This window comes from Kitasatospora sp. NPDC004240 (assembly GCF_053603215.1).
Genome location: NZ_JBSGFD010000461.1, coordinates 1 through 1,025 on the forward strand (window position 1 = coordinate 1; position 1,025 = coordinate 1,025).

Below are 1,025 nucleotides of genomic sequence, written 5' to 3' on the forward strand. Positions count from 1 at the left end.
CGCCGAACCCGGCCATGCACGACGAGTCCGCGGCCGACGGAGAACGCCGCGAGCTGCGCACCCGCGCCATCGCCCGCCACGCCGAGCTGTCGAAGAGTCCGGCCACCGTCCGCGCCGCCCGCGCGTGCTCGGCCGCGCCGTCGACGTCGCCGAGCGCCGCGCAGGCCTCCGCGGCCACCGGGTACAGCAGCGCCGTACAGCTGGGGCACTCGCCGTGCCGGGCGGCGGAGGCCGAGGCGGCCCGGGCGGCGCGGACGGCCTCGCCGGGCTCGCCGCGCTCCACCGCGTCGTAGGCCGCCGTGGCGTAGAGCCGCCCGAAGGCGTGCTGGGCGAGCGGCGAGACCTCGGCGGCGGCCATGCCCCGGCGCAGGCAGTCCGCGGCGGCCACGCTGTCGCCGCGGCCGGCCGCGTACTCGGCGAGCCGCTGCCAGGGCAGCGCGCTGGAGCGGCCGGCGAGCTCCTCGTGCAGGTGGGCGCTGCGTTCCAGGCAGCCGGGGGCCTCGTCCCACAGTCCGCGCAGCAGCAGCGACTCGCCGAGCAGGCACCAGGCGAAGGCCTCGGCGCGACGGGCGCCGCGGGCGATCGCCAGGTCCAGGGTGTGCCGGGCGTACTCCTCGACGCTGTCGCTCAGCCCGTCGCCGTACAGGTGGTACTGGCCCAGGCAGCAGTGGATGTCGAAGATCCGGGCGAGCGCGGTGTCCTCGCCCGCGGCGACGCCGTACCGCTCGATCTCGCGGCGCAGCCCCTCCCGCCAGGTGCCGCGGAAGTGGTGCACGATGGCCAGCGTCTCGTTGGCGGCCGCCACGTCCTCGGCGGTGCCGTGGTCCTCGGCCGCCTGCAGCCCGCCCTCCGCGGCGTGCTGCGCCTCCTCGTAACGGCCGGACTCCCAGAGCCAGTTGGCCCGTACGCCGAGCAGTCTGCCGGTCTCCTCTGCTCGGCGAAGTCGGCGGCGTCCACGCCACCGGCCTCGGCGCGGATGTTGATCAGGGCCTCGCGGGCGTCGTACTCGCCGGACAGGAGGGTAC

1 protein-coding gene and 1 pseudogene are annotated in these 1,025 nt (G+C 77.0%); both read right to left on the reverse strand.

Annotated elements, in window-relative coordinates:
* Positions 1-775: hypothetical protein (locus ACWEQL_RS42525; protein WP_452157005.1), on the reverse strand; the 775-nt coding region annotated here is incomplete at its 3' end.
* Positions 776-930: 155 nt separating this feature from the next.
* Positions 931-1,025, reverse strand: a pseudogene (locus ACWEQL_RS42530) (PCRF domain-containing protein); the annotation flags it as partial.